This is a genomic window from Xanthobacter oligotrophicus (assembly GCF_008364685.1).
Lineage (GTDB): Bacteria > Pseudomonadota > Alphaproteobacteria > Rhizobiales > Xanthobacteraceae > Xanthobacter > Xanthobacter oligotrophicus.
Window position 1 is genome coordinate 22,538 of sequence record NZ_VTTL01000017.1, and the last position, 20,719, is coordinate 43,256.

Consider the following 20,719-nt stretch of genomic DNA (forward strand, 5'->3'; position numbering starts at 1 on the left):
CGAGGAGGAAATGGCATGAACGCCGAGTCAACGGTCGTCGTGGACGCAAATGAAAATGAAACTGATGCGCGATTGTTAGCAAAAATTAGCTGGAGGTTTATTCCATTTATAATGGCATGCTACTTATTCGCATACCTTGATCGCGTAAATATATCATTTGCCAAAATCGAGATGGCAAAAGATCTTAAATTTAGCGATGTCGTATACGGATTTGGTGCAAGCATCTTTTTCATTGGATATTTTTTCCTTGAGGTTCCAAGCAATCTCGTGCTCAGCCGCGTAGGTGCACGGATTTGGCTGGCTCGGATAATGATCAGCTGGGGTGTCATCAGCTGTGCGATGTTATTTGTGCGAGGAGAGACATCTTTTTATATCCTGAGATTTTTGCTCGGGGTCGCGGAGGCCGGCTTCTTTCCGGGTATTCTCTATTTTCTGACGGTATGGTACCCAAGTCAGCTTCGTGGGCGTATTATGGCGGCCTTGATCTGCGCTATTCCCATCTCCGGACTAATCGGCGGTCCTCTTTCCGGCTGGCTTCTCGACTCTCTCCATCAGGTCTGGGGGTTGAAGGGGTGGCAATGGCTTTTCCTGGTCGAAGGCTTTCCGTCGATACTCTTGGGGATTGCCTGCCTTTTCATCCTTCGCGATGCTCCAGACCAGACTGAATGGCTTTCGGCAACCGACCGCGCGCGATTGAAACAAATCAAGATGAACGAGGGTCTCGAGGCGCCTCGTCATTCGTTTCGCGGCGCTTTGGCATCCCTCGGCCTGTGGAAGCTTACCTTTACCTATTTCTCGCTCGGGGCCGGCTTTCTGGGAATCGCGTTTTGGATGCCAACCTTGCTGAAGGAGGCGGGAGCGGGATCAAATACATCAATCGGACTTTTGTCGGCTATCCCGCATCTGTTTTCGATCATCGCCATCCTGGTTGCAGGTTGGTCCTCCGATCACTTCCATGAACGGCGCCTCCACCTCGTTGTGCCGATCCTTTTCGGGGCGATCGGCCTCGTGGCCGCGGTCAACGCCGGCGGCGATCTCCGCCTTGTTCTGATTGGGTTGACTATAGGCACCGCAGGCATAAGCACAGCCATCGCGATGTTCTGGCCGCTGCCCGGCCTTGTCTTGGGGCCTCAGGCCCTGGCCGGCGGACTCGCGGTCATCAACTCTGCACTTGCTCTGGGCGGGTTCGTAACGCCGTTTGCCATCGGGTGGCTACGAGACAACGTCGTACAGGGAGGGGTTGTCGCCCTTTACGCCCTCGCCGGCACGCTGGTGCTCGGCGCGGCATTAGTTCTTACGTTCAGCGGTCGTGCCGTGAACCGATAGCCCCGAGGAGCACCGGTTCCAGTTGAGCGAAGACCTGGGTGGATGGCAGTTCCGGCGCGCTTGCCGAACTTGGAGCCGTAATTCGGCGGCGCTACCGAATGGCAGCGCTTCTCGGGTGCGCTCCAGTACAAGACCCGCGATCTGCTCGTCACGGCCACCCGCGAAGTCAGCTTCGAAGTCTATCCGGCCGATCGTTTCGTGCTGCTTGGCCCGTCCGGCTGCGGCAAGTCCAGCCTCTTGAAATGTGTCGCCGGCTTCCTGAAGCCGGCGGCCCGCTTCATGCGGCTGAACGGCCAGATGATCACCGGCGCCGGCCCCGCCCGCATGATGGTGTTCCAGGATTTCGACCAGCTGATGCCCCGGAAGACCGTGCTGGAGAACGTGATGTTCCCCATCCTGGTGAGCCGTCGTTTTCCCCGGCCCGTGGCCCGCGAGCGCGCCCTGGCCAGTATTACGAAGGTCAAGCTCGGCAGGTTCGCGGACGTCTATCGAAATGACCAGGACACATAACTTTCAGGATGGGCTCTTAGGTGCTCCAAGCCCCGTCCAGGCATATGCCCGCCATCGGAGGTTTAAAAAAAGGGCGCCATCTGTTGCTGCAGTGCAACACACGGATGAAGGTTTTAATGTACCTTCGTGCCGTATCCAGATATGGGTTGGAGGGTTGCGTAATGGAGCGGGCGCCTGGCAAGCCTGAAGCGATTCTTGGACAATTGCGTTCGGGAGCTTCTCTCATTGCGATAGCGTTGGCTGCACTCACGGTGTCGGCCCCTGTCTCGGCCTCCAGCTGCGGCGACGGCAATGCTCCGGCAGGCGGCGCGTGCGCGACCGTCCCGTTCAATCCGGCGGACAATGACGCGCAAGTCGGCGCCACCATCGTCAACGGCGGCGCCACCGTCACCCTCTCCGGTACCAACCAGTTCGTCGCCGGCCAGACCGGCACGGCCGGCAGCCAGCCGCTCCAGGATTTCGCCATCGTCTCGGGCAGCGAGAACCTCGCGACGCCGGTGCTGACCAAGGGTTCCCAGAACGGCACCGCCAGCTACACGGATCCCATCACCGGCTCCACCCGGACCGTCAATGTCTATGTGAACGGGCAGATGAGCGCCCCGGAACTCGGCACGACGAGCCGGACGCTCTATGTGGGCATGGAGGACAACCAGTACATCGACGCCCGCATCGGCACCGTGGAGAGCAGCGGCGGCACGCTGAACATCGCCTCCACCGGCAACTTCACCATCGCCGCCAAGCAGACTACCCTCTACAGCGCCGACGGCACCGGCGCGACCGATTCCAAGCTCTCGTGGCAGTCCCCCGGCAACACCACCGTCGTGATGAACGGGGCGACCCTGCCGTCCAATCCCGTTCCCGGCGACGACACCGTCACCTCGAGCGCCCTCGCGGGCTGGCCGACCACGGTGACGGTGAACGGCTCCGATTACCTCATCACCAGCCTCGCCGACTACCAGGCCTTCAACACCACCCTCATCGGCCTGATCGAGACCGGCGAGGTCGACCAGGTGCAGTACGACGCCTACATGACGCAGGCCGCCAACCTGCAGACCGGCAGCGTTCGCTACACCGCGGCCGATCCGCTGCCGGCGCCGACCGACGACGTGTGGCAGAGCGTCGGCACCCGCACGGTGCTGTCGGCCGACGGTGCGCGGGCGAGCGCGGAGATCCAGGCGGGATCGAGCCTCACCGTCACCGGCGCCAACGGCGGTGTGCTGCGCGGCACCAACGGCGCCACCGTGAGCAATGACGGCACCATCGTCTCCAATGACGGCATCTCGGTCTATCTGCGCAGCGGCTCCACCGGCACCAATACCGGTGTCATCACCGCCAAGGGCAGCGCCACCGGCGTCAATACGGACGCATCGAGCTTCACCAACGAGAACATCATCAACAAGGGCATCGGCAGCAATTCCAGCGCGATCACCGCCACCAACTCCACGGTGGTGAACAACGGCATCATCAATCTCGGCACGGCGGCAAGCTCGGCCAACACCTCGGCCTATGGCGTCGACATCACCGGCGGCTCGTTCACCAACTCCGCCGACGCGGTGATCTATATCGGCCGCGGCGATCAGACCGATCCTAACACCCCCGCCGCCGACGTGGCGCTGAACCTCGGCGGCAACCTCGCCGCCGTCAACGTGCGCAGCGGCGCCACGGTGAGCAACGAGGGCGCCATCGTCATCGGCACCAAGACGCAGGGCGCCTCCGGCATCCGCATCGACGGCGCCACCAACGTGCAGGTGGACAATTCCGGATCCATCACAGTAAAGGGCGCCGCGGCGGATGCGCCGCGCCTCAATACCGGCATTTACGTGCGCAATTCCGGGACCGGCGGCGGCAGCATCACCAATTCCGGCAGCATCGTCGTCGAGGGCGTGAACGGCATCGGCATGCAGGTCATCGCCGACGGCGCCGGCACTGCTGCCAACGCCACGTCCACCGGCAGCATCACGGTGGCCGGCGGCGCAGCCCCCTCCAGTGGAACGCGCAATTTCGGCGTGTGGGTGGAAGGCGATGAAGGGGGCGCCGCCACCTCCGACATCTCGGGCTCCATCACCCTCACCGGCGTCGGTGCCATCGGCGTGCATGCCCGCGGCAATGCCGACGTGACGGTGGAGGGCAGCGCCACGGTGGTGTTCGCCTCCGGTACGGACCAGATCGGCTACTTCATCTACGGGCCGGATGCGAAGATCGCCGTCCTGCGCAACGATCTCGAGGTGAATACCGAGCGCTCCACCCTGTTCCGCATCGCCGACGGTGCCGTCTTCGACGGCAGCGGCTACACCCTCACCGCCAGCGGCAAGGATTCCGTGGGCGTGCTGGGCACCGGGGCGGGCACCAAGATCGAGACCAAGGGCAGCACCTTCTATCTCACCGGCGTGGGCGCGAATGCCGTCACCGTGGAGGGCGGCGCCATCGGCACCATCGATAGCGCCACCACCATCCACCTTAATGCGGCCAACACCATCGCCGGCATCGCCGACGGGCAGAAGCACGATATCTACGGCAACGCCGTGGGCGACCCCGACGCCACCACGAAGCTGACCAACTCCGCCGCGCTTTCTTCTTCGAACGTCGAGGTGATCGGCCTCATCGCCCGCAACAAGGCGACGGTCGAGAATTCGGGCGAGGTGGACTTTTCCGGCGCCGACAGCACCGGCCTTCTCGCCGAAACCGGCGGCCAGGTGAAGAACACCGCGAAGGTCACGATCAGCGGGTCGGCCAGCTATGGCCTCGTCGCCATCAATAGCGGCAGCCAGGTGACGAATTCCGGAGAAGTGATCGTCAAGGGCGTCGATGGATATGGCCTGCTCGCCGAAGACAAGGCGAAGATCGTGAACAAAGCCGATGGCGTGGTCACGCTGGAGGCCGGCTACGGCACCGGCATCGCCGCGCACACCGGCAGCTCGCTGGAGAACCACGCGAAGATCAACGTCAACGGCGCCAACGGCACCGGCATCGAGGTGAGCGGCAAGAGCACCGGCACCAACGATGGCGACGTGGAGATGAAACAGACGACGTCGACCGGCATCCGGGCGGATGACGGGTCCATCACCACGTCTGGCAAGATCACAGCCTTCGGCGCCGACAGCATCGGCCTGTTTTCGCTGAACGGCGGCCTCATCACCAATTCCGGCGCCGTGGCCATGTCGGGCGCGACGAGCATCGGCCTCGCCGCCGTCGGCGGCAAGATCACCACCACCGCGGACGTGACCATGACGGGGGCCGGCAGCTTCGGCCTCTATGGCGAGGATGGCGGCCGGATCGAGGCGACGGGTTCGAAGATCGACGTCACCGGCTGGGCCGTGGGCGCCACAAACGGCGCCTCCACCTTCGTGCTGGACGGCGTCACCGCCACCGGCACGTCCGGTCTCCTTTCGGCGACCGACGGCGCGAAGACCATCGTCTCGGCGACGAATTCCGACCTGTGGGGACGGGCCTACACGGAGGCCGGATCCACCTCGGCGCTGACCTTGACCGGCTCGCTGTGGACTATGCCGGCCGATTCCAACGTCACCGACCTGGTGAATGACGGCTCGCGCATCGTCTTCGTCTCGCCCGCCTCCGGCGGCTTCAAGACGCTGACCGTGGACAACGGCTATCAGGGCGCCAACGGCAGCACCCTGGTCATGTCCTCGACGCTGAACAACGGCCTCGTCCAGCTCACCGACAAGATGGTGGTGCACGGCGACACCGCCGGCAGCACCGTGCTGGACATCTCCAATTATAACGGCCTCGGCGCCTACACGCCGGGGGACGGCATCAAGGTGGTCCAGGTGGACGGCACAAGCGCCGGCACCTTCTCGCTGGCCCAGGACCTTTACGCCGGCGCCTTCCAGTATGACCTGTTCAAGGGCGGGCGGGTCGATCCCAATGACGGCGACTGGTACCTGCGCTCCTCCCTCTCCGCGGGCGCGCAGACGGTGGTGCCCTATGCCGAGAGCCTGCTGAAGTTCGGCCAGACCACCATCGGCACATTGCAGCAGCGCACCGGCAACCGGCTGTGGCAGGACGATGCGCCGGTGGCCTCCGGGCTCGTCACCAAGGCGCCGGCGAAGGCGGCCGCCTCAGGCACCGATGTGGTGGGCGGCGGCGTATGGGGCCGGGTGCTGGGCCTCACCGGGTCCACCAGCGCCACCGGCAGCGGCATCGGCTACGACCAGGACCTGTGGTTCGCCCAGGCGGGGGTGGACGGGGTGCTGCATGAGGATCGCAACGGCGCGCTGGTGCTGGGCATCATGGGCACCTACGGCTCCGCGTCGGTGGATGTGGCGGTGTTGCCCCATCCCACCCTGCTGGTGCCGCGCCAGGGCAAGATCGACACGACCGCCTACGGCGTCGGCGGCAGCCTCACCTGGATCGGCACGGACGGCCTCTATGTGGACGGTGTCGGCCAGGTGACCTGGTACGACAGCGACCTCTCGGCGACCGGCTTCCCCGCTCTGGCCAACGGCAACAAGGGCCTCGGCTATGCGCTGAGCCTGGAGACCGGGCGGCGCTTTGTGCTCTCCGGCGGCTGGACCGTGGTGCCGCAGGCGCAGCTGGTCTATTCGTCGGTGAGCTTCGACGACTTCTTCTATTTCAATCCCAACGGCTCTGCGGTGGGGGTGAGCGGGGGCGGCGGGGAGAGCCTGCTGGGCCGGGCCGGGGTGCGGCTGGAGAATCTGTCCCGCACCGCCGCCAACGGCCAGCGCCTGCAGGGCTACGGCATCGTCAACCTCACCTACGAGTTCCTCGGCGGGACCGACGTGAACGTGGGCTATACGCCTCTGACGCAGGACATGGAGCGGTTGTGGGGCGAGGTGGGCCTCGGCGGAACGTGGGCGTTCAACGACCGGTTCTCGCTCTATGGCGAGGGGCTTTATTCTACTGCGCTGAACGACTTCGGCGACAGCTACACCGTCCGCGGTACGCTGGGCCTGCGCTATACTTGGTGAGGGGACCCCAGGCCGGCCAACAATACATGAAACCCCGGCAGAGTGTTCTGCCGGGGTTTTTCGTTTAGCCGCGGAACTCCCGCCACCTTGCTACACCGAGCGTTCGGTTCAGTCTCTCGCGCAGCTGTGTCCGTCTGGTCCGCCTGGACGCGCGCCACCTGCGCGCCCCTCTCGGCGACGGCGGCCCGGTAGCCCTGGCCCTGGGATTCGCCATAGGCTTTCGTCATGGTGGAGGCGCCCTGCAGCGCCATCGTGCCCAGCATGACCGTTGCGGAAACGGGGTCGGCCATCAGATGTTCTCTTTCGGCAACAAGCGGCGGATCTCCGCGATGTTGGCGATGGTCCGGTTCGGCTGATCGACCAGCGTTTCCTCCCGCCGCGAAGCCACCTGCGCGGCGGCGAAGTTCGGCAGCCAGTCCGATCGGACGCGGTCCGAGGGGAACGGCACGACATGCGAAGTGAGGTCGATGCTGGATTCGGGAGACTGGGGAGCCGGTTCAGTCATGCGAGGGTCCTTCTCGCCGCCTGGCCGGGCGGGTCATGGACGGGGCTAGGCCCGCCGCAATGCGCGGCAACGCCCGTGTGAGTGGGCTGCGGTGACGCCCTTACATCCTTGTGGCGACGGCAGGTCGTCCGATATGCCAGCGCAATGCGCCACCGCGAGTATAAAATGACTACAGCAGTGGCAAGCTGGCGGGGAGGACCGAAACCATGAGCACTGTAAACCGGCCAAGCGGCGCACAGGTCGCGTCCGAGCCGCTTGGAAGCGGCTTCTGGGTGCGCGAACTGCCCTATCTCGCCATCCTGATCATGACCGTGGGCGGGGTCGCCTACGGGGCGATGACGCGCAGCCCGCTCGCCACCTATTGGGAGCTGGTGGCCCTGGTCAGCTTCGCCGTCGGGATCTTCTCCGGCTGGTCGAAGGCGTCGGACAAGGACGAGCGCATCCGCCTCGTCTGGACGCAGGTGCTGCACTGGGGCGCGTTCCTCGCCGCCATGAACCTGGTGTTTCTGCCCAGCGTTCAGGCGGTGGCAGATGCCGATTCCACCAGCCTTGTGGTGCTGCTGCTGCTCGCCCTGGGCACCTTCGTTGCCGGCGTGCACACCGCGTCCTGGCGCATGGGCCTCAACGGCGTGGTCATGGCGCTGTGCGTGCCCGCGGTGGCCTGGCTCGACCAGTCGGCATTGTTCGTGGCCCTCGTGGCGGTGGTGCTGGTCGCAGTGGCCGGGCTGGTGCTGTGGGCCCGTTCGCGGGTGTAAGACCAGTCATCGGGGAGAGCATGACATGCGGGCGACTCGTTTCCATATGGTGGTGATCTTCCTGCTGTTTGCAGTCACCGTGGTGAACTACATCGATCGGGCTGCCATCTCCTATGCCATCCCCCTGATGGAACAGGAGCTCGGACTCTCGAAGGGCGATGCGGGGATCATCCTCGGCGCCTTCGGCCTCGGCTATGCGGTGACGACCCTGCTCGGCGGCTTCGCGGTAGATCGCTACGGGGCGCGCCTGGTACTCACCATCGCCGCGCTGTTGTGGAGCTTCTCCATCGGCCTGACCGGGGCGGCCACGGGCTTCCTCACCCTGTATCTGGCGCGCACGCTGCTCGGCGTATCGGAAGGGCCGAATTTCCCGGCGCTCGCGGGCGCCGTAAGCCATTGGCTGCCGCCTCAGGAGCAGGCCACCGCGCTCGGCTATGCGCTGGTCTCGGTACCGCTGGCGCTCGCCATCGGCGGCCCCATCGTCACCCAGCTGCTGTCGGTGATGGACTGGCGCTGGGCCTTCGGCGTGCTGTTCGCGGTCTCCATAGCCTGGGTGCCGCTGTGGTTTCTCCTGTTCCGCGACGATCCCGCCCAATCGCGCCATGTGAACGCAGCGGAACTCGAGCATATCCGGGCTGGGCGCGAGGGGGCCGCGCACCACGGCGCGCGTGAATGGCCCGCGGCGGCGGAGATCCGCGCTCTGCTCACCAACCGGACGCTGCTGGTGAACTACTGGGCCTTCTTCGTCTTCGGCTATTTCCTGTTCTTCTTCATGACCTGGCTGCCGAGCTACCTGCACCAGGCCTATGGGCTGAACCTCACCGAAGTTGGTGTCTTCACCGTCCTGCCCTGGCTCGCGGCCGCCCTCGCGCTGTGGATGCTCGGGCGCTGGTCGGACCATCTGCTGAAGGTCACGGGCCGGCTGCGGGTCGCGCGCTCCTATCTCATCGCCGGCACGCAGTTCGTCGCGGCGCTGGCGGTGGTACCGGTGGCCCTGAGCGACAATCTCGCCGTGGCCATTGCCGGCATCACCGTGGCGGTGGCAGCCTCCATGGGCGCCAACGCGGCCTATTATGCGGTGAACGTGGACGTGGCGCCGAAGCGTGCGGCCACCGCGCTCGGGATCATGGATTTCGGCTTCGCGCTCTCCGGCTTCGCAGCACCGGTGATCACCGGATGGGTGCTCGGGCTGCGCGGATCGTTCGCCGATGGCTTCCTGCTGATGACGGGGCTGGCCCTGTCCTCCGTGGTGCTCGTGCTCGCCTTCCATCACCCCGACGCCGATCGCAAGCCCGCCTGACATCGACATGCCGGGCGGCTGGGCTTCGGCCACCCCCTCACGATTCGGAAGCTAATCCAAGAAGAACATCGTGAAGATTGAGGCGTTTGGACCAGCGCCGTGCATGTTGAGCCTTGCCCGCGTCGCCTGCCTTCGCAGCCGGCGCGGGTGGCAGTCTCACTTGGCGTTCGGCGCCTCATCCGGGTCGGGAATCTCACCCGGCTTGTAGTCGGGCAGTCGTCCCGCGGGGATGATGGTGATGAGCGCAAGGCCGGCCATCAGCAGCAGGCCGATCTTCAGCGCACGCAGCCGCGCTCCCGCATTCACCGCCAGCGCATCTGATACCTGCTGCGGCGTCGCGCCGGCGGTCTCCAGCGTGGCCTTCAGGCGGTCGTTGGAGATGAAGTTGATGCTGTCGAGATTGACCATGGCCTGCACCTCGGGCGTCAGCGTCGGTGTCGCTGCCACCCGTCCGAGCACGATGGTGGAGAGCAGCCCCACCAGCAAGGCGCCGGCCACCGCCGTTCCCACCGCGGAGGCGAGGTTGTTGGTGGTGCCGCGCAGCGATCCAACGTCGCCGGCCAGTTCCTTGGGGGATGCGGTGACGAGGACGTTGAATACCAGCGTGACCAGCGAGCCCTGGCCGATGCCGAAGATGATGAGGCCGATCAGGACCGGTCCGGCGCTCCAGTCGTTGCGCACCACGAAGGCTAGCCACACCAGCGCCACGGTGCACAGCATGAAGCCGTAGCGTCCGATCTGGCGCGGTGTGAGGCGATCATAAAAGCGCACGATGAACATCGCCGAGAAGAACACCGTGAGGTTGAATGGCAGCATGGCGATGGCGGTGGCCAACGGCGAGCGACCCTGCACGATCTGGATATAGAGCGGCACCGAGAAGTTCAGCATCGCTTCCAGCGCCACGACGCTGAACATGGCATAGACGGCAGCCCGCTCCCGCGGCGAGGAGATGACTTCAAGTGCCAGCAGCGGCGTCAGGCCAGTGGCCTGCCGCCGCCGTGTCCAGACCACGAAGAGCTGGCCCATGACAATACCGACCACGATGAGCATGGGCGCCGGCGACAGGCCCGCGATGCTGAACGGGGCGCCGGGTCCGGCCACCGCGAGGCCCCAGCGATTGAGGTTGTTGAAGCCGAAGCTGATCATGACGATCGCCGCGGCGGCCAGTACCACACCCACGAGGTCGATCTTCACATCCGGGCGCCCGTGGTCGGGCTTGAGGCGGAAGCTCAGCACGAAGACGATGGCGGAGAGCGCGATGAGGATGCCGAAGGCCGGTCGCCAGCCGATGAAAGTGCCGAGCACGCCACCGATGAGGAAGGCGGCAACGCCGGCGCCGGCCCGCGCCGAGCCCAGCGCCCCGAGCGCCGTGGCCTGCTGCGCGCCGCGATAGTTTTCCGCGATGAGCGCAACCAGCGAAGGCACGAGCGCTGCCCCCGCGGCGCCGGAGAGCGCCTGGGCGGTGATCATGGCCGTGGCGTTGGGACTGAAGGTCATCAGCACCTGCGCGCCGCCGAACAGCAGCACCACCGTGCGGAAGACATTCACCGCGCCGAAGCGCTGGTTCAGCTTCGCGCCGAGCATGACGAAGCCGGCCACCAGCATGGAATACATGACGATGCCGGTGGCGATGGTGGTGGGCGGCACGTTGAAGCTCGCCACCATGCCGCCGAGGGCCACCGGCAGCGAGGCGACGTTGAAGGACATCAGGACCTGGCCGAGCGCGATGGCGATCATGGGAACCCACGATTCCCGCGTTTCCATGCCGGCGCCGGGGCGGGCCGTCGAAACATTGGTCATATGCGCTTCCTCCCGTTCTTGGTGTTTTTGCGGGATCGAGGCCCGGCCTTGCGATGGGGCGGCCTCAGACCTCTGGCTGGGAAACGAACATGTCCATGCCGAGGCGCTGCGACAGGTAGCGCGCCGCCAACTGGCCCTTGATGCTGTTGCCGGCCGCGTCCAGGGGCGGCGCAAAGGTGCCGAGGCCCCCCTTGCCCGGCGAGACGGTGACGATGCCGCCGCCGATGCCGCTCTTGCCGGGCAGCCCGATCTCGTAAAGCCAGTCGCCGGACGTCTCGTAGAGTCCGGCGGTGGTCATCACCGCGAGGGTGTAGTGGCAGACCTTGGCATCCACGACACGCTCGCCGGTCACCGGGTTGACGCCACCATCAGCGAGCGTCGCGCCCATCACCGCCAGGTCCTTGGCGTTCACGTTGAGGGAGCATTGGCGGGTATAGAGTTCGACGGCCTCGTCCGGATCGCAATAGATACGTCCGACGCTCTGCAACATGCGGGCGATGGCACGATTGCGGAAATTGGTGTCGAGGGCGCAGGCGCAGACCTCCTCGTTGAGTGGCAGGCGGCGGCCGGCGAAGCGGGAGAGGCCGTCATGGATGAAGGCCCATTTCTCCTCCCGCGTCGCGCCCGGCACGAGGCTGGTGGTGGCGATGGCGCCGGCATTCACCATCGGATTGGTCAGGCCGCCGGGCATGGTCTCGATGGCGGCGAGCGAATTGAAGGCGCGTCCCGTTGCATTGGCGCCGAGCTTGGCGCGCGCCTCGGCGGAGCCGATGATCTGGCAGACCAGCGCGAAGATGAACGGCTTCGATACGCTCATGATGGAGAAGTCGTGCTCGGTCTCCCCCGCGGCATAGACCCGTCCGCTCGTGCCCACGACGCAGACGCCGAACAGCCCGCGCGGCACCCGGGCCAACGCAGGGTAAACCTGCGAATTTTCCCCCTCGTCGTTGGATTTGAAGCGTTGGTACGCCAGCTTCACCAACTCTTCCACCAGCTCAGATTCAGGCAGATGTCCAGTGGATACGTAACCGGGCGAAAATGCATCATCGTCGAAAGCAGGCATCGCCTCTCGTCCTTGATTCAGTCAATTTCATGTTGCAATGCATTAAAAATATACTGCACTACAGTGCAATAAATATTGCTATGCATCGCTGCCTGGCATGAGAATATCGCCTGCGTTGGATTGCGGTGCAACGATATACATAGTTTCGAAAAGCCGGTAGACAATTCGCCGGCTAGCCGCTTGCGTTCGTCGCAGTGCTCTGCTGCCGCTGCGGGCGTCAGCTCGTGCCGAAATCTCCAACGCTTCCAATGCGCTCTTGATACCGGCGACCAGATTGTCGTGGGCCGCGTTGGCCAGATCAGTGATTTCGAGGCCTGTCGAGCATGTGCGGTGACGCATGACGGCAGGGTGGCCTTCTCGCGCACAGGCAATCCTGAACTTGGGCGACTGGGATGATGCCGTGGTGCTGCGGCCTATGGGGCGGTGCCGCCGGAGGTGGAAAGGCCGCTTGAGGCGATGGGGCGACGCCTACTGTCTTGGCGCGCTTGCGACCGGATGATCGACAGCCCGCGAAAGATAGGTGAACACCATCGACGCAAGGGCTGTTGTTACCCCGAGTAGAACAAGGGCGCTAACGGTGCCAATGATCTCGGTGAATTTCGAACGAGTATCAATATTCGTTCCGATCGCTTTCGCCTTCTCGCCGTAGAGGTCGAGCTATACACGCGGAAAACCGATCTTGTCGATGCTAAAATCTAAATTCGTCTCGATCTTTCCGGGGCGCGCATCGTGTTCATCAAGCGGGGCCCATACGGCTTCCATGCTATCTATGGCGCCCCCGTCGTCGCCCTACCTTCGCGTCTCCACCTCCAGGCAGGGCAAGTCGGGCCTCGGATTGGAAGCTCAGCGCCAGTCATTTCCTGCTTCGCCGCGGCCGAGGTTTTGAGATCCTGGGCGAGCACATCGAAGTCGAGACCGGAAGGGGCGTTGATGCCCTTGATCGTCGGCTTGAGCTTGCGGCAGCGCTGGCCGCTGCCAAGCGGCGCAGATGCCCGGTGAACCGCGGCGCCTATCGTGTCGATGCGTCGAGGTCCCAAAGACATTTCATTGCCTCCATCAAGTCCGAGCAAGACGCGCCTGGCCATGACGAGACGATGGGAGGAAACATCGGGAATGTCGTATGGCGTCGCCCGGGCGGGCGAGCTCTTCCTGATGAGATAACGCTCGCGGCCTTGCTCCGTGTATTTTTCGATCCCGACGGCGGGATTCACGCCCTTCGCGACGAGCCCGCGGGACACAGCAAAGGAATCCATGCTGCCGACCACGGCGCGCATCCGGTTGGCCTGGAGGAGGGTAGGGCGCATCTTGAGGTGAAGCTTCGCCAGATCCGCGGCTGTGAGGCTTTCGGCTTTGCGGCCTCCGAACTCAGGCAATACGTGGCGGTGCAGGATGTCTCGATAAAGAACCGTCGTGGTGGCCTTCCGCTTCGCCTCCATGTGCTCCAGGAGGTCGCCAAGCCGAACGGCGGTGCCCGCGTCCGCGAATGGTGGCTTGGCTTGTGTTGCAAATTTACCGCACAGTGTCGTGAAGCGGCTTCCCCTCCGCATAAATGGTAATTAGGTATGACATTTATTATATCCAATTGAATATAGCTTTGCTGATTAACGCCCTGAGGATTGTCGTATGTCCATTGCCTGTTACCGCTCGCGCGGGATGCGGATGCGTGCGCGCGTCGCCATCGTCTCTCCGGCAATCCATCCTCCGGGATTCCCGCCCACGCGTGCTGCTGCACGGGAACAGCGGGTCCGGCTGGCGCCAATCCTTTCAGCCTCCACCGCGCTTGCGACGCTCCTGGCGACACCGGCCTTCGCGGCGCCCCAGGGCGGCAGCGTGGTCTCGGGAACGGCGACCATTTCCACTTCGGGCACCACCACCAACGTCAATCAATCCACCAACAAGGCCATCATCAACTGGACGGCCTTCTCGGTCGCCGCCTCGGAGACCGTGAACTTCAACCAGCCGTCCGCCGCATCGGTGACGCTGAACCGCGTGATCGGCAACGAAAGCTCGGTCATCGCCGGCGCCATCAATGCCAACGGCCAGGTGTTCCTGGTCAATTCCAACGGCATTCTCTTCACCGGCACCTCGCAGGTGAATGTGGGCGGCTTCGTCGCTTCCACGCTGGATATCAACAACGCGGACTTCATCGCTGGAAACTACGTCTTCTCCGGCTCCTCCACCGCTTCGGTGGTGAACAAGGGCAACATCAGCGCGGCGAGCGGTGGCTATGTCTCGCTCCTGGGCAGGAGCGTGTCGAATGAAGGCGTCATCACCGCCACGCTGGGCACCGTCTCGCTGAATGCCGCCTCGAAGATGACCCTCAATTTCGAGGGCAATTCCCTTGTGGACGTCACCCTCGACGAGGGGGTGCTGAACGCCCTGGTGGAGAACAAGCAGCTGATCAAGGCCGATGGCGGCAAGGTCATCATGACCGCCAAGGCGGCGGACGCGGTGCTTTCAGCGCAGGTGAACAACACCGGCATCATCCAGGCCCGCGCCATGGCGCAGCTCACGGGCGGTACCACCACCTACAAGAAGGGCTCCATCGCCCTGAAGGCGGATGGCGGCACCACCAAGGTCTCTGGCACCATCGACGCCTCGGCCCCCAATGGCGGCGATGGCGGCAGCATCGAGACCTCCGGCAACACGGTGAAGATCGACGAGGCCGCCACCATCACCACCCTTGCCAGCAGCGGCACCACCGGCAGCTGGCTCATCGATCCCGATGGCTTCACCATCGGCAATCGCGCCTATCCGACGCGGCCATGGCACCGCTGGGCGCGTGACAATGGCGGCGACATTAGCGCTAGCAAATTAAGCTCCCTGCTCGCCACCACCAATGTTGAGATACAGTCCACCGACGGCCGCGGCACCGACGGCGATATCAATGTCAATGCTGCGGTCTCATGGGCGGCTAACACCACGTTGACGCTCACCGCCACCAATGACATCAACATCAATGCACCGATCACCGCCACGGGGAAAAGCGCCGGGCTGAATCTGAACTATGGCGGCGATTATTACATCGCCAACGGCGCTGCGGTGACCTTGAACGGCGCCAACGCCAGCCTCGCCATGAACGGCCAAGCCTATACGCTCATCCACACCATGGCACAGTTGGCGGCCCTCGACGATGCCACCGGAACTGCGTCGGGCTTGTACGCCATCGCCAACGACATCGATGCTAGCGACACGAGCTACGATGGTGCCTTGGTTGCCAGGCTCAGCGGGACGCTGGCAGGCCTGGGCCACACCGTCAGCGGGCTCATCATATCGTCCGGCGGCAGTTATGTGGGCCTGATCGGCTCCGTCGGCAGCGACAGCACTGTCCGCGACCTCGGGCTGCTCGACGTGGACATCACTGGAAATTCCACCGTCGGCGCCCTTGCAGGCGAAAATAACGGCGTCGTCAGCAACAGCTATGCGACCGGCGCGGTGACGAGCCTGTCCAGCGGCTGGGCCGGAACCGGCGGTCTGATCGGCGAAAACTACGGCACCATCGCCGGCTCCCACGCGGCCGTGGCGGTCACGAGCTCCGGCAATTATGTCGGAGGACTGGTTGGCTACAGCTACGGTCTCATTACCGGTTCCTACGCCACCGGCGATGTCTCGGGCTATATGACCGTCGGCGGGCTGATCGGCGGCGGTGGCGGTACCGTGAGCGATGCTTATGCCACCGGGGACGTAACCGGGAACAATTATGTCGGCGGACTGGCTGGAACCGCGGGCGGCACCTACACCAACGTCTATGCCACCGGAAACGTGACCGGCGTCGAGACCGTGGGCGGTCTCATCGGCTACAGCAACGGCGTCACGTTGAACACCGCCTACGCCAGCGGAAACGTAACAGGCGCGGGCCAGGATGTCGGCGGACTGCTCGGCATGAGCAATTATGGAACGCTCACCAACGTTTCTGCATCCGGTGCCGTGACCAATACCGGAAGCTATACTGGCGGACTCGTCGGAAGGACCGACGGAACGACGATCAGCAATGCTTCCTTCTCCGGGACAGTGACCGGGGCCTTCGGCACCGGCGGCATCGCAGGCTTTAATGGGGGAACCATCACCGATGCCCAGGTGACGGGGAGCGTGACGGGAACCGCCGCCGTGGGCGGTATCGCCGGTCTCAATCTCGGCGGCACCATCCGTAACGTTCTGTTTGCCGGCAGCGTGACAGGCCTCATGACGGTGGGCGGTGTGGCCGGTGCGAGCACCGGCATCATCGACAATGCCACCTCCACAGGAACAGTCTCCGGAAGGAGCAATGTCGGCGGTATCGCCGGCAATAATCTCGGCGGCATCACCAATTCGTCTGTCACGGGCGCAGTCTCCGGAACGGAGAATACCGGGGGGCTGGTCGGCAACAACATCGGCTCGGGCGAGGTTTCCAACAGCACCTGGAACACCACATCCACCGGCCAGGCCGGAGGCGTCGGAAACGGAGAGGGGATCGGCACCTCGGTGTTGGGCGTGACGCCGCCGCCGATCCCTGCCTATGCAACGGATGCTGTGCAATCGGCCGTGCGCGCAGCCACTGTCAACGCCACTATCGGCGTGCAGGAGACGGCGGACAATCCTCGTTTCGCGAGGCAGGCGGCGGCGGGGACGTCTGCGACGGCGGCGTTGGCGGGGCCTTCGGTGGCCTCCCAGATCGACAGCAGCGCGGCGCCGGCACCGACCACCTCCTGGCGCCAGCTGCAGGAGCAGGAGGAGCGGCGCCGGAAGCGCGCGGCCCAGCAGGCGCGCCCGGCGGCGACGCCGACAGGCGGCTATGGCGGGGCCATCCGTTCCATCGACGTGGACGGCCAGCATTTCGAGCTGGAGAGGGACACCGCGCCCGAAACCCCGGCACCCGCCCAGCCGGCCACCCCGGCCCAGTAAGGGCGCCCCCATCGGGCCGGGCGGACTGCCTCATCCGGCCCGCTCCCGCCGCCGACGGCCCGCCCGTGGGGGGCGGTGCCGCTTCCAGCGCCGCCGCAGGGCTGTGCCTTCGGCGGCGGGGATCTTGTCGCGTCAGCGCCCGGCTTTTGGGCCGCGCGTTTCATCTGCCCCTTTGGTCTCGTTCGTTCATCCGCACCTTGCCTTCCGAGAGCCTTGCCATGACCCGTTCCAGGATTTCCGCCGGATCATCCCGGCCAGGCGCCATGCGTGTTTCAGGCCTCGCCCTCGCGGCTGCGGTCGGGCTGCTCGCCCCGGCGTCGGCCCTCGCCCAGGGCCTGCCCTTCAACATCGGCGATGCGGTGCGCGATGCCCAGCAGTCCCAGCAGGCGGCGCCGCAGCCGCAGCAGGTCGCGCCGCTGGTCCTGCCCAGGCTCGCCGAGCCGCAGCTGGTGCTGCCGGACACGTCCACCCTCCACGTGCGCCACATCGCCGTCACTGGTACGGATGGGCTGGCGGTCAGCGAGGAGAAGCTGCGCGCGGTGCTTGCGCCCTATGAGGGCAGGAAGCTCACCCTCGCCGAGATCTACGAGGCCGCCGATAAGGTGACCGCCCTCTATCGTGACACCGGATACCTGGTGGCCAAGGTCTATGTGCCCCAGCAGGACGCACGAAAAGGCACCCTTACATTCAAGCTGGTGCCCGGCCGCTACGGCCAGGTGACGGTCAAGAACGACAGCCGGGTCAGGGACTTCATGGTGCGGGGCACCCTCGACACCCAGAAGGTGCTGCCGGGCGAACTGATCGAGCAGGCGCGGCTGGAACGGGCCATGCTGCTGATCTCCGACCTTGCCGGCGCCGGCATGCCGCGGGCGGTGATCGGGGCGGGCGCGACCCAGGGCGCCTCCGACGTCCTGTTCGACGTGCCCGAGCAGCGCCTCATCGACGGCTTCCTCATGGGCGACAATTTCGGCACGCCCTACACCGGCATCTGGCGCGCCTCGGGCGGCTTCAACATCAATTCCCCGCTCGGCATCGGCGACCGGCTCTCCGTCTTCGGCCTCGTCTCCAACTCCACCGACATGCTCAACGGGCGCGTGGCCTATTCCCTGCCGCTCGGGTACGACGGCCTGAGGGCGGAGGTGGCGGCCTTCCGCACCACCTATGCGCTGGGCGACACCTATGCCGACCTCGACGCCACCGGTGTCGCCGACGGCGTCTCGGCGACCCTGCTTTACCCCTTCAAGCGCTCGCGGGCGGATTCCATCTGGGGTAGCGCGGTCTACACCTACAAGAACCTCAATGACGAGACCATGGGCGTCTCCTACGCCCACCGCACCATCAACGAGGGCACGGTGGGCCTCAACCGCGACACCTCGGGCGTCCTCTTCGGCCTGCCGGTGGTGACCTCCGCGGCGGTGGCCTTCACCTTCGGCAACGTGGACTTCCCCGAGGCCGACCAGGCGCTGGCCAACCTGCTGGGCGCCGACACCCAGGGCGACTTCTCCAAGCTCACCTTATCCTTCGTGATGACGGTGGCGCTGCTGGAGAAGCTGTCCCTGTCGGTGAACGTGCGCGGGCAGAAGTCGTTCTCGGGCAACCTTGATTCTTCCGAGCAATTCTCCCTCACCGGCATCTTCGGGGTGAGGAGCTATTACGAAGGGCTTTCCGGGGACAGCGGCTGGCTGGTGACGCCGGAACTGAAATACGCCCTGCCGGACATTTATGGCTGGCATCACGCGGTGAGCGCGTTTGCCGACGTGGGCGGCGTGGCGCTGGAAAACGGCGCCTACACCATCACCCAGCCGGACTATGTGCAGCTCGCCGACATCGGCCTCGGCTATTACGGCAACTACGAATACAGCCCCGGCCGCAACCTGCTGCTGAAGGCGTATCTGGCCTGGAGCGTGGGCGGCAACGAGGCCGAGGCCGGCTACAGCCGCGGCGGCACCGTGGGCCTGATCCAGGCCGGCTTCACCTTCTGACGGGCGGGATCCATGGCAAGCATGAGCTGGCTGAACGAAGCCATCGATTACGGCGTCATCGGGCTGCTGCTGGTGCTGAGCATCCTGGTGGTGGCGGTGGTGCTGGAGCGCATCGTCTTCTTCGCGCGGGTGAGGCCTGAGGCCTACGCCTCGTCCAAGGTGCTGGAGCTGGACCTGTCGAAACGGCTGGTGGTGGTGGCCTCGGTGGCCTCCAACGCGCCCTATATCGGGCTGCTGGGGACGGTGCTGGGCATCATGCTCACCTTCTCCAGCATGGACCTGTCCGCCGGGGCCGACCCGGGCAAGATCATGGTGGGCTTGGCTTTGGCGCTGAAGGCCACGGCGGCGGGGCTGGTGGTCGCGCTGGTGGCGGTGGTGGCCTACAACGCGCTCTTGCGCCGGGCCAAGGTGCTGATGCTCAGGTGGGAGATCGCCCGGGAAGGCGCGAAAGCGGCGGCCGCGTCAGGCCCGGTCCCGGCGGGGGCGTCCCATGGATGAGAAGCCGTTCGAGACCATGAACGTCATCCCGTTCGTGGACATCATGCTGGTGCTGTTGACCATGGTGCTCACCACGGCGAGCTTCATCGCGGTGGGCCGCATCCCGGTGAGCCTGCCGCAGGCCGCGCCCATGAAGGTGGAGCAGCAGAAGGACGCCATGATCGAGATCACGGCGGACGGCACCCTGCACCTGGATGGCGTCGCGCTCTCGGTGGAGGAGCTGAAGGGCCGGCTCGGCGCGATGCCGAAGGACACCTCCATCCTGATCCGGGCCGACAAGGCCGTCGTCTTCCAGAGCTTCGTGGACGTGGCCGACGTGCTGAAGACCCTCGCCTTCACCAAGGTCGGAGTACAGACCAAGGGCCTCGCCGCTGGAGCGGGAGCCGCGGCGACGGCGGTCCGGCCATGAGCTTCACCCTGGGCCACGGCCTCGCCGCCTCGCTCGCCTTGCACGGGGCGCTCATCCTGCCCTTCGTCATGGTGCTGGATGCGCCGCCGCCGCAGGATAACCAGTTGCTGGTGGTGGAGCTTCAGGGCCTCGTCTCCGACACCCAGTCCGACCAGCAGGTGCTGCAGCAGACCAAGGGCGCGCCGGAGCAGAAGCCGCAGGAGGAAGCGCAGGAGGAACAGAAGACACAAACCACCCAGGCGGCGTCTCCCGAACGGCCGCAGGAGGATCAGGCCGCCGCCGGCACCTTCGCGCCGGCTCCCCCGCCGTCGCCCGAGCAGCAGGCGCAGGACGCTCCGCCGCAGGAGAGCGCCAAGCCCGCCGAGGCGCAGTCGGGCAATCCCGGCCTTGCCGACGTCCAGGGCACGCAGGAGCAGAAACTGGCGCGGACGGTGGCGCCCGTGGACGAGGCGCAGATCCTCAAGGCCTATGTGCGAGACCTGACGAAGAAACTGAAGGACAACCTCATCTATCCGCCCGATGCCCAGCGCAGCATCCGCAGGAAGGGCACGACCTACGTCTCCTTCACCGTGGAGGCAGACGGCTCGGTGCACCCCGGCTCGCTGAAGGTCACGCGCTCCAGCGGGACGCCGGCCTATGACGCCGCCGCCCTCCGCACGGTGGAGAAGAACGCCCCCTTCGACCTGCCCCCGCGCCCCATGGCCGTGGGCGTGCCTGTCGACTACTTCCCGAACTGAGCGCCAG

At 65.2% G+C, this 20,719-nt stretch carries 14 protein-coding genes; 10 read left to right on the plus strand and 4 right to left on the minus strand.

Features of this window, described 5'->3' with window-relative positions:
• Positions 1–15 precede the first annotated feature (15 nt).
• The 3 genes from FZ033_RS22885 (at position 16) to FZ033_RS22895 (ending at position 6,782) form a co-directional block, all read left to right on the plus strand.
• Positions 16–1,326 (plus strand): MFS transporter, encoded by a 1,311-nt coding sequence (locus FZ033_RS22885; protein ID WP_188079653.1) that lies wholly within the window; start codon positions 16–18, stop codon positions 1,324–1,326.
• A 141-nt stretch (positions 1,327–1,467) separates the two neighbouring features.
• Positions 1,468–1,836 carry an ATP-binding cassette domain-containing protein gene (locus tag FZ033_RS22890; protein ID WP_149578373.1) on the plus strand — a complete coding sequence of 123 codons (369 nt, stop codon included), beginning with the start codon at positions 1,468–1,470 and terminating at the stop codon, positions 1,834–1,836.
• A gap of 251 nt (positions 1,837–2,087) precedes the next feature.
• Positions 2,088–6,782, plus strand: a complete 4,695-nt coding sequence (locus FZ033_RS22895; protein ID WP_149578374.1) for an autotransporter outer membrane beta-barrel domain-containing protein — start codon at positions 2,088–2,090, stop codon at positions 6,780–6,782.
• A gap of 289 nt (positions 6,783–7,071) precedes the next feature.
• Here the strand turns inward: FZ033_RS22895 and FZ033_RS22900 are convergent, their stop codons facing one another.
• On the minus strand, positions 7,072–7,287 hold the full coding sequence (locus FZ033_RS22900; protein ID WP_149578375.1) for a hypothetical protein: 216 nt from the start codon (positions 7,285–7,287) through the stop codon (positions 7,072–7,074).
• Positions 7,288–7,493: 206 nt separating this feature from the next.
• Between FZ033_RS22900 and FZ033_RS22905 the strand changes: the two genes are divergently transcribed.
• Together FZ033_RS22905 and FZ033_RS22910 are read left to right on the plus strand one after the other, a co-directional pair.
• Complete coding sequence (locus FZ033_RS22905; RefSeq protein WP_149578376.1) at positions 7,494–8,042, plus strand: hypothetical protein; 549 nt, start codon at positions 7,494–7,496, stop codon at positions 8,040–8,042.
• A gap of 25 nt (positions 8,043–8,067) precedes the next feature.
• Complete coding sequence (locus FZ033_RS22910; protein ID WP_149578377.1) at positions 8,068–9,342, plus strand: MFS transporter; 1,275 nt, start codon at positions 8,068–8,070, stop codon at positions 9,340–9,342.
• Positions 9,343–9,498: 156 nt separating this feature from the next.
• Here the strand turns inward: FZ033_RS22910 and FZ033_RS22915 are convergent, their stop codons facing one another.
• The 3 genes from FZ033_RS22915 to FZ033_RS24635 form a co-directional block, all read right to left on the minus strand.
• A complete protein-coding gene (locus tag FZ033_RS22915; RefSeq protein WP_149578378.1) occupies positions 9,499–11,142 on the minus strand; it encodes an MFS transporter in 1,644 nt (547 codons plus the stop codon).
• Between the two features lie 64 nt (positions 11,143–11,206).
• Positions 11,207–12,205, minus strand: coding sequence for a glutaminase A (glsA, locus tag FZ033_RS22920; RefSeq protein WP_149578379.1), 999 nt, complete (start codon positions 12,203–12,205; stop codon positions 11,207–11,209).
• A 767-nt stretch (positions 12,206–12,972) separates the two neighbouring features.
• A complete protein-coding gene (locus FZ033_RS24635) occupies positions 12,973–13,641 on the minus strand; it encodes a hypothetical protein (protein WP_149578380.1) in 669 nt (222 codons plus the stop codon).
• A gap of 187 nt (positions 13,642–13,828) precedes the next feature.
• Here FZ033_RS24635 and FZ033_RS22930 point away from each other — a divergent pair, with 187 nt between their 5' ends.
• The 5 genes from FZ033_RS22930 (at position 13,829) to FZ033_RS22950 (ending at position 20,712) form a co-directional block, all read left to right on the plus strand.
• Entirely contained in the window at positions 13,829–17,086 is a 3,258-nt protein-coding gene (locus tag FZ033_RS22930; RefSeq protein WP_149578381.1) for a two-partner secretion domain-containing protein, read from the plus strand.
• Between the two features lie 218 nt (positions 17,087–17,304).
• Positions 17,305–19,068 carry a ShlB/FhaC/HecB family hemolysin secretion/activation protein gene (locus tag FZ033_RS22935; RefSeq protein ID WP_149578382.1) on the plus strand — a complete coding sequence of 588 codons (1,764 nt, stop codon included), beginning with the start codon at positions 17,305–17,307 and terminating at the stop codon, positions 19,066–19,068.
• A 12-nt stretch (positions 19,069–19,080) separates the two neighbouring features.
• Complete coding sequence (exbB, locus tag FZ033_RS22940; protein ID WP_149578383.1) at positions 19,081–19,566, plus strand: TonB-system energizer ExbB; 486 nt, start codon at positions 19,081–19,083, stop codon at positions 19,564–19,566.
• Positions 19,559–19,975: an ExbD/TolR family protein gene (locus FZ033_RS22945; protein WP_149578384.1), complete on the plus strand. Its 417-nt coding sequence runs from the start codon at positions 19,559–19,561 to the stop codon at positions 19,973–19,975. The genes exbB and FZ033_RS22945 overlap by 8 nt, the downstream gene beginning before the upstream one ends.
• Positions 19,972–20,712 carry a TonB family protein gene (locus tag FZ033_RS22950; RefSeq protein ID WP_149578385.1) on the plus strand — a complete coding sequence of 247 codons (741 nt, stop codon included), beginning with the start codon at positions 19,972–19,974 and terminating at the stop codon, positions 20,710–20,712. The genes FZ033_RS22945 and FZ033_RS22950 overlap by 4 nt, the downstream gene beginning before the upstream one ends.
• Positions 20,713–20,719 lie beyond the last annotated feature (7 nt).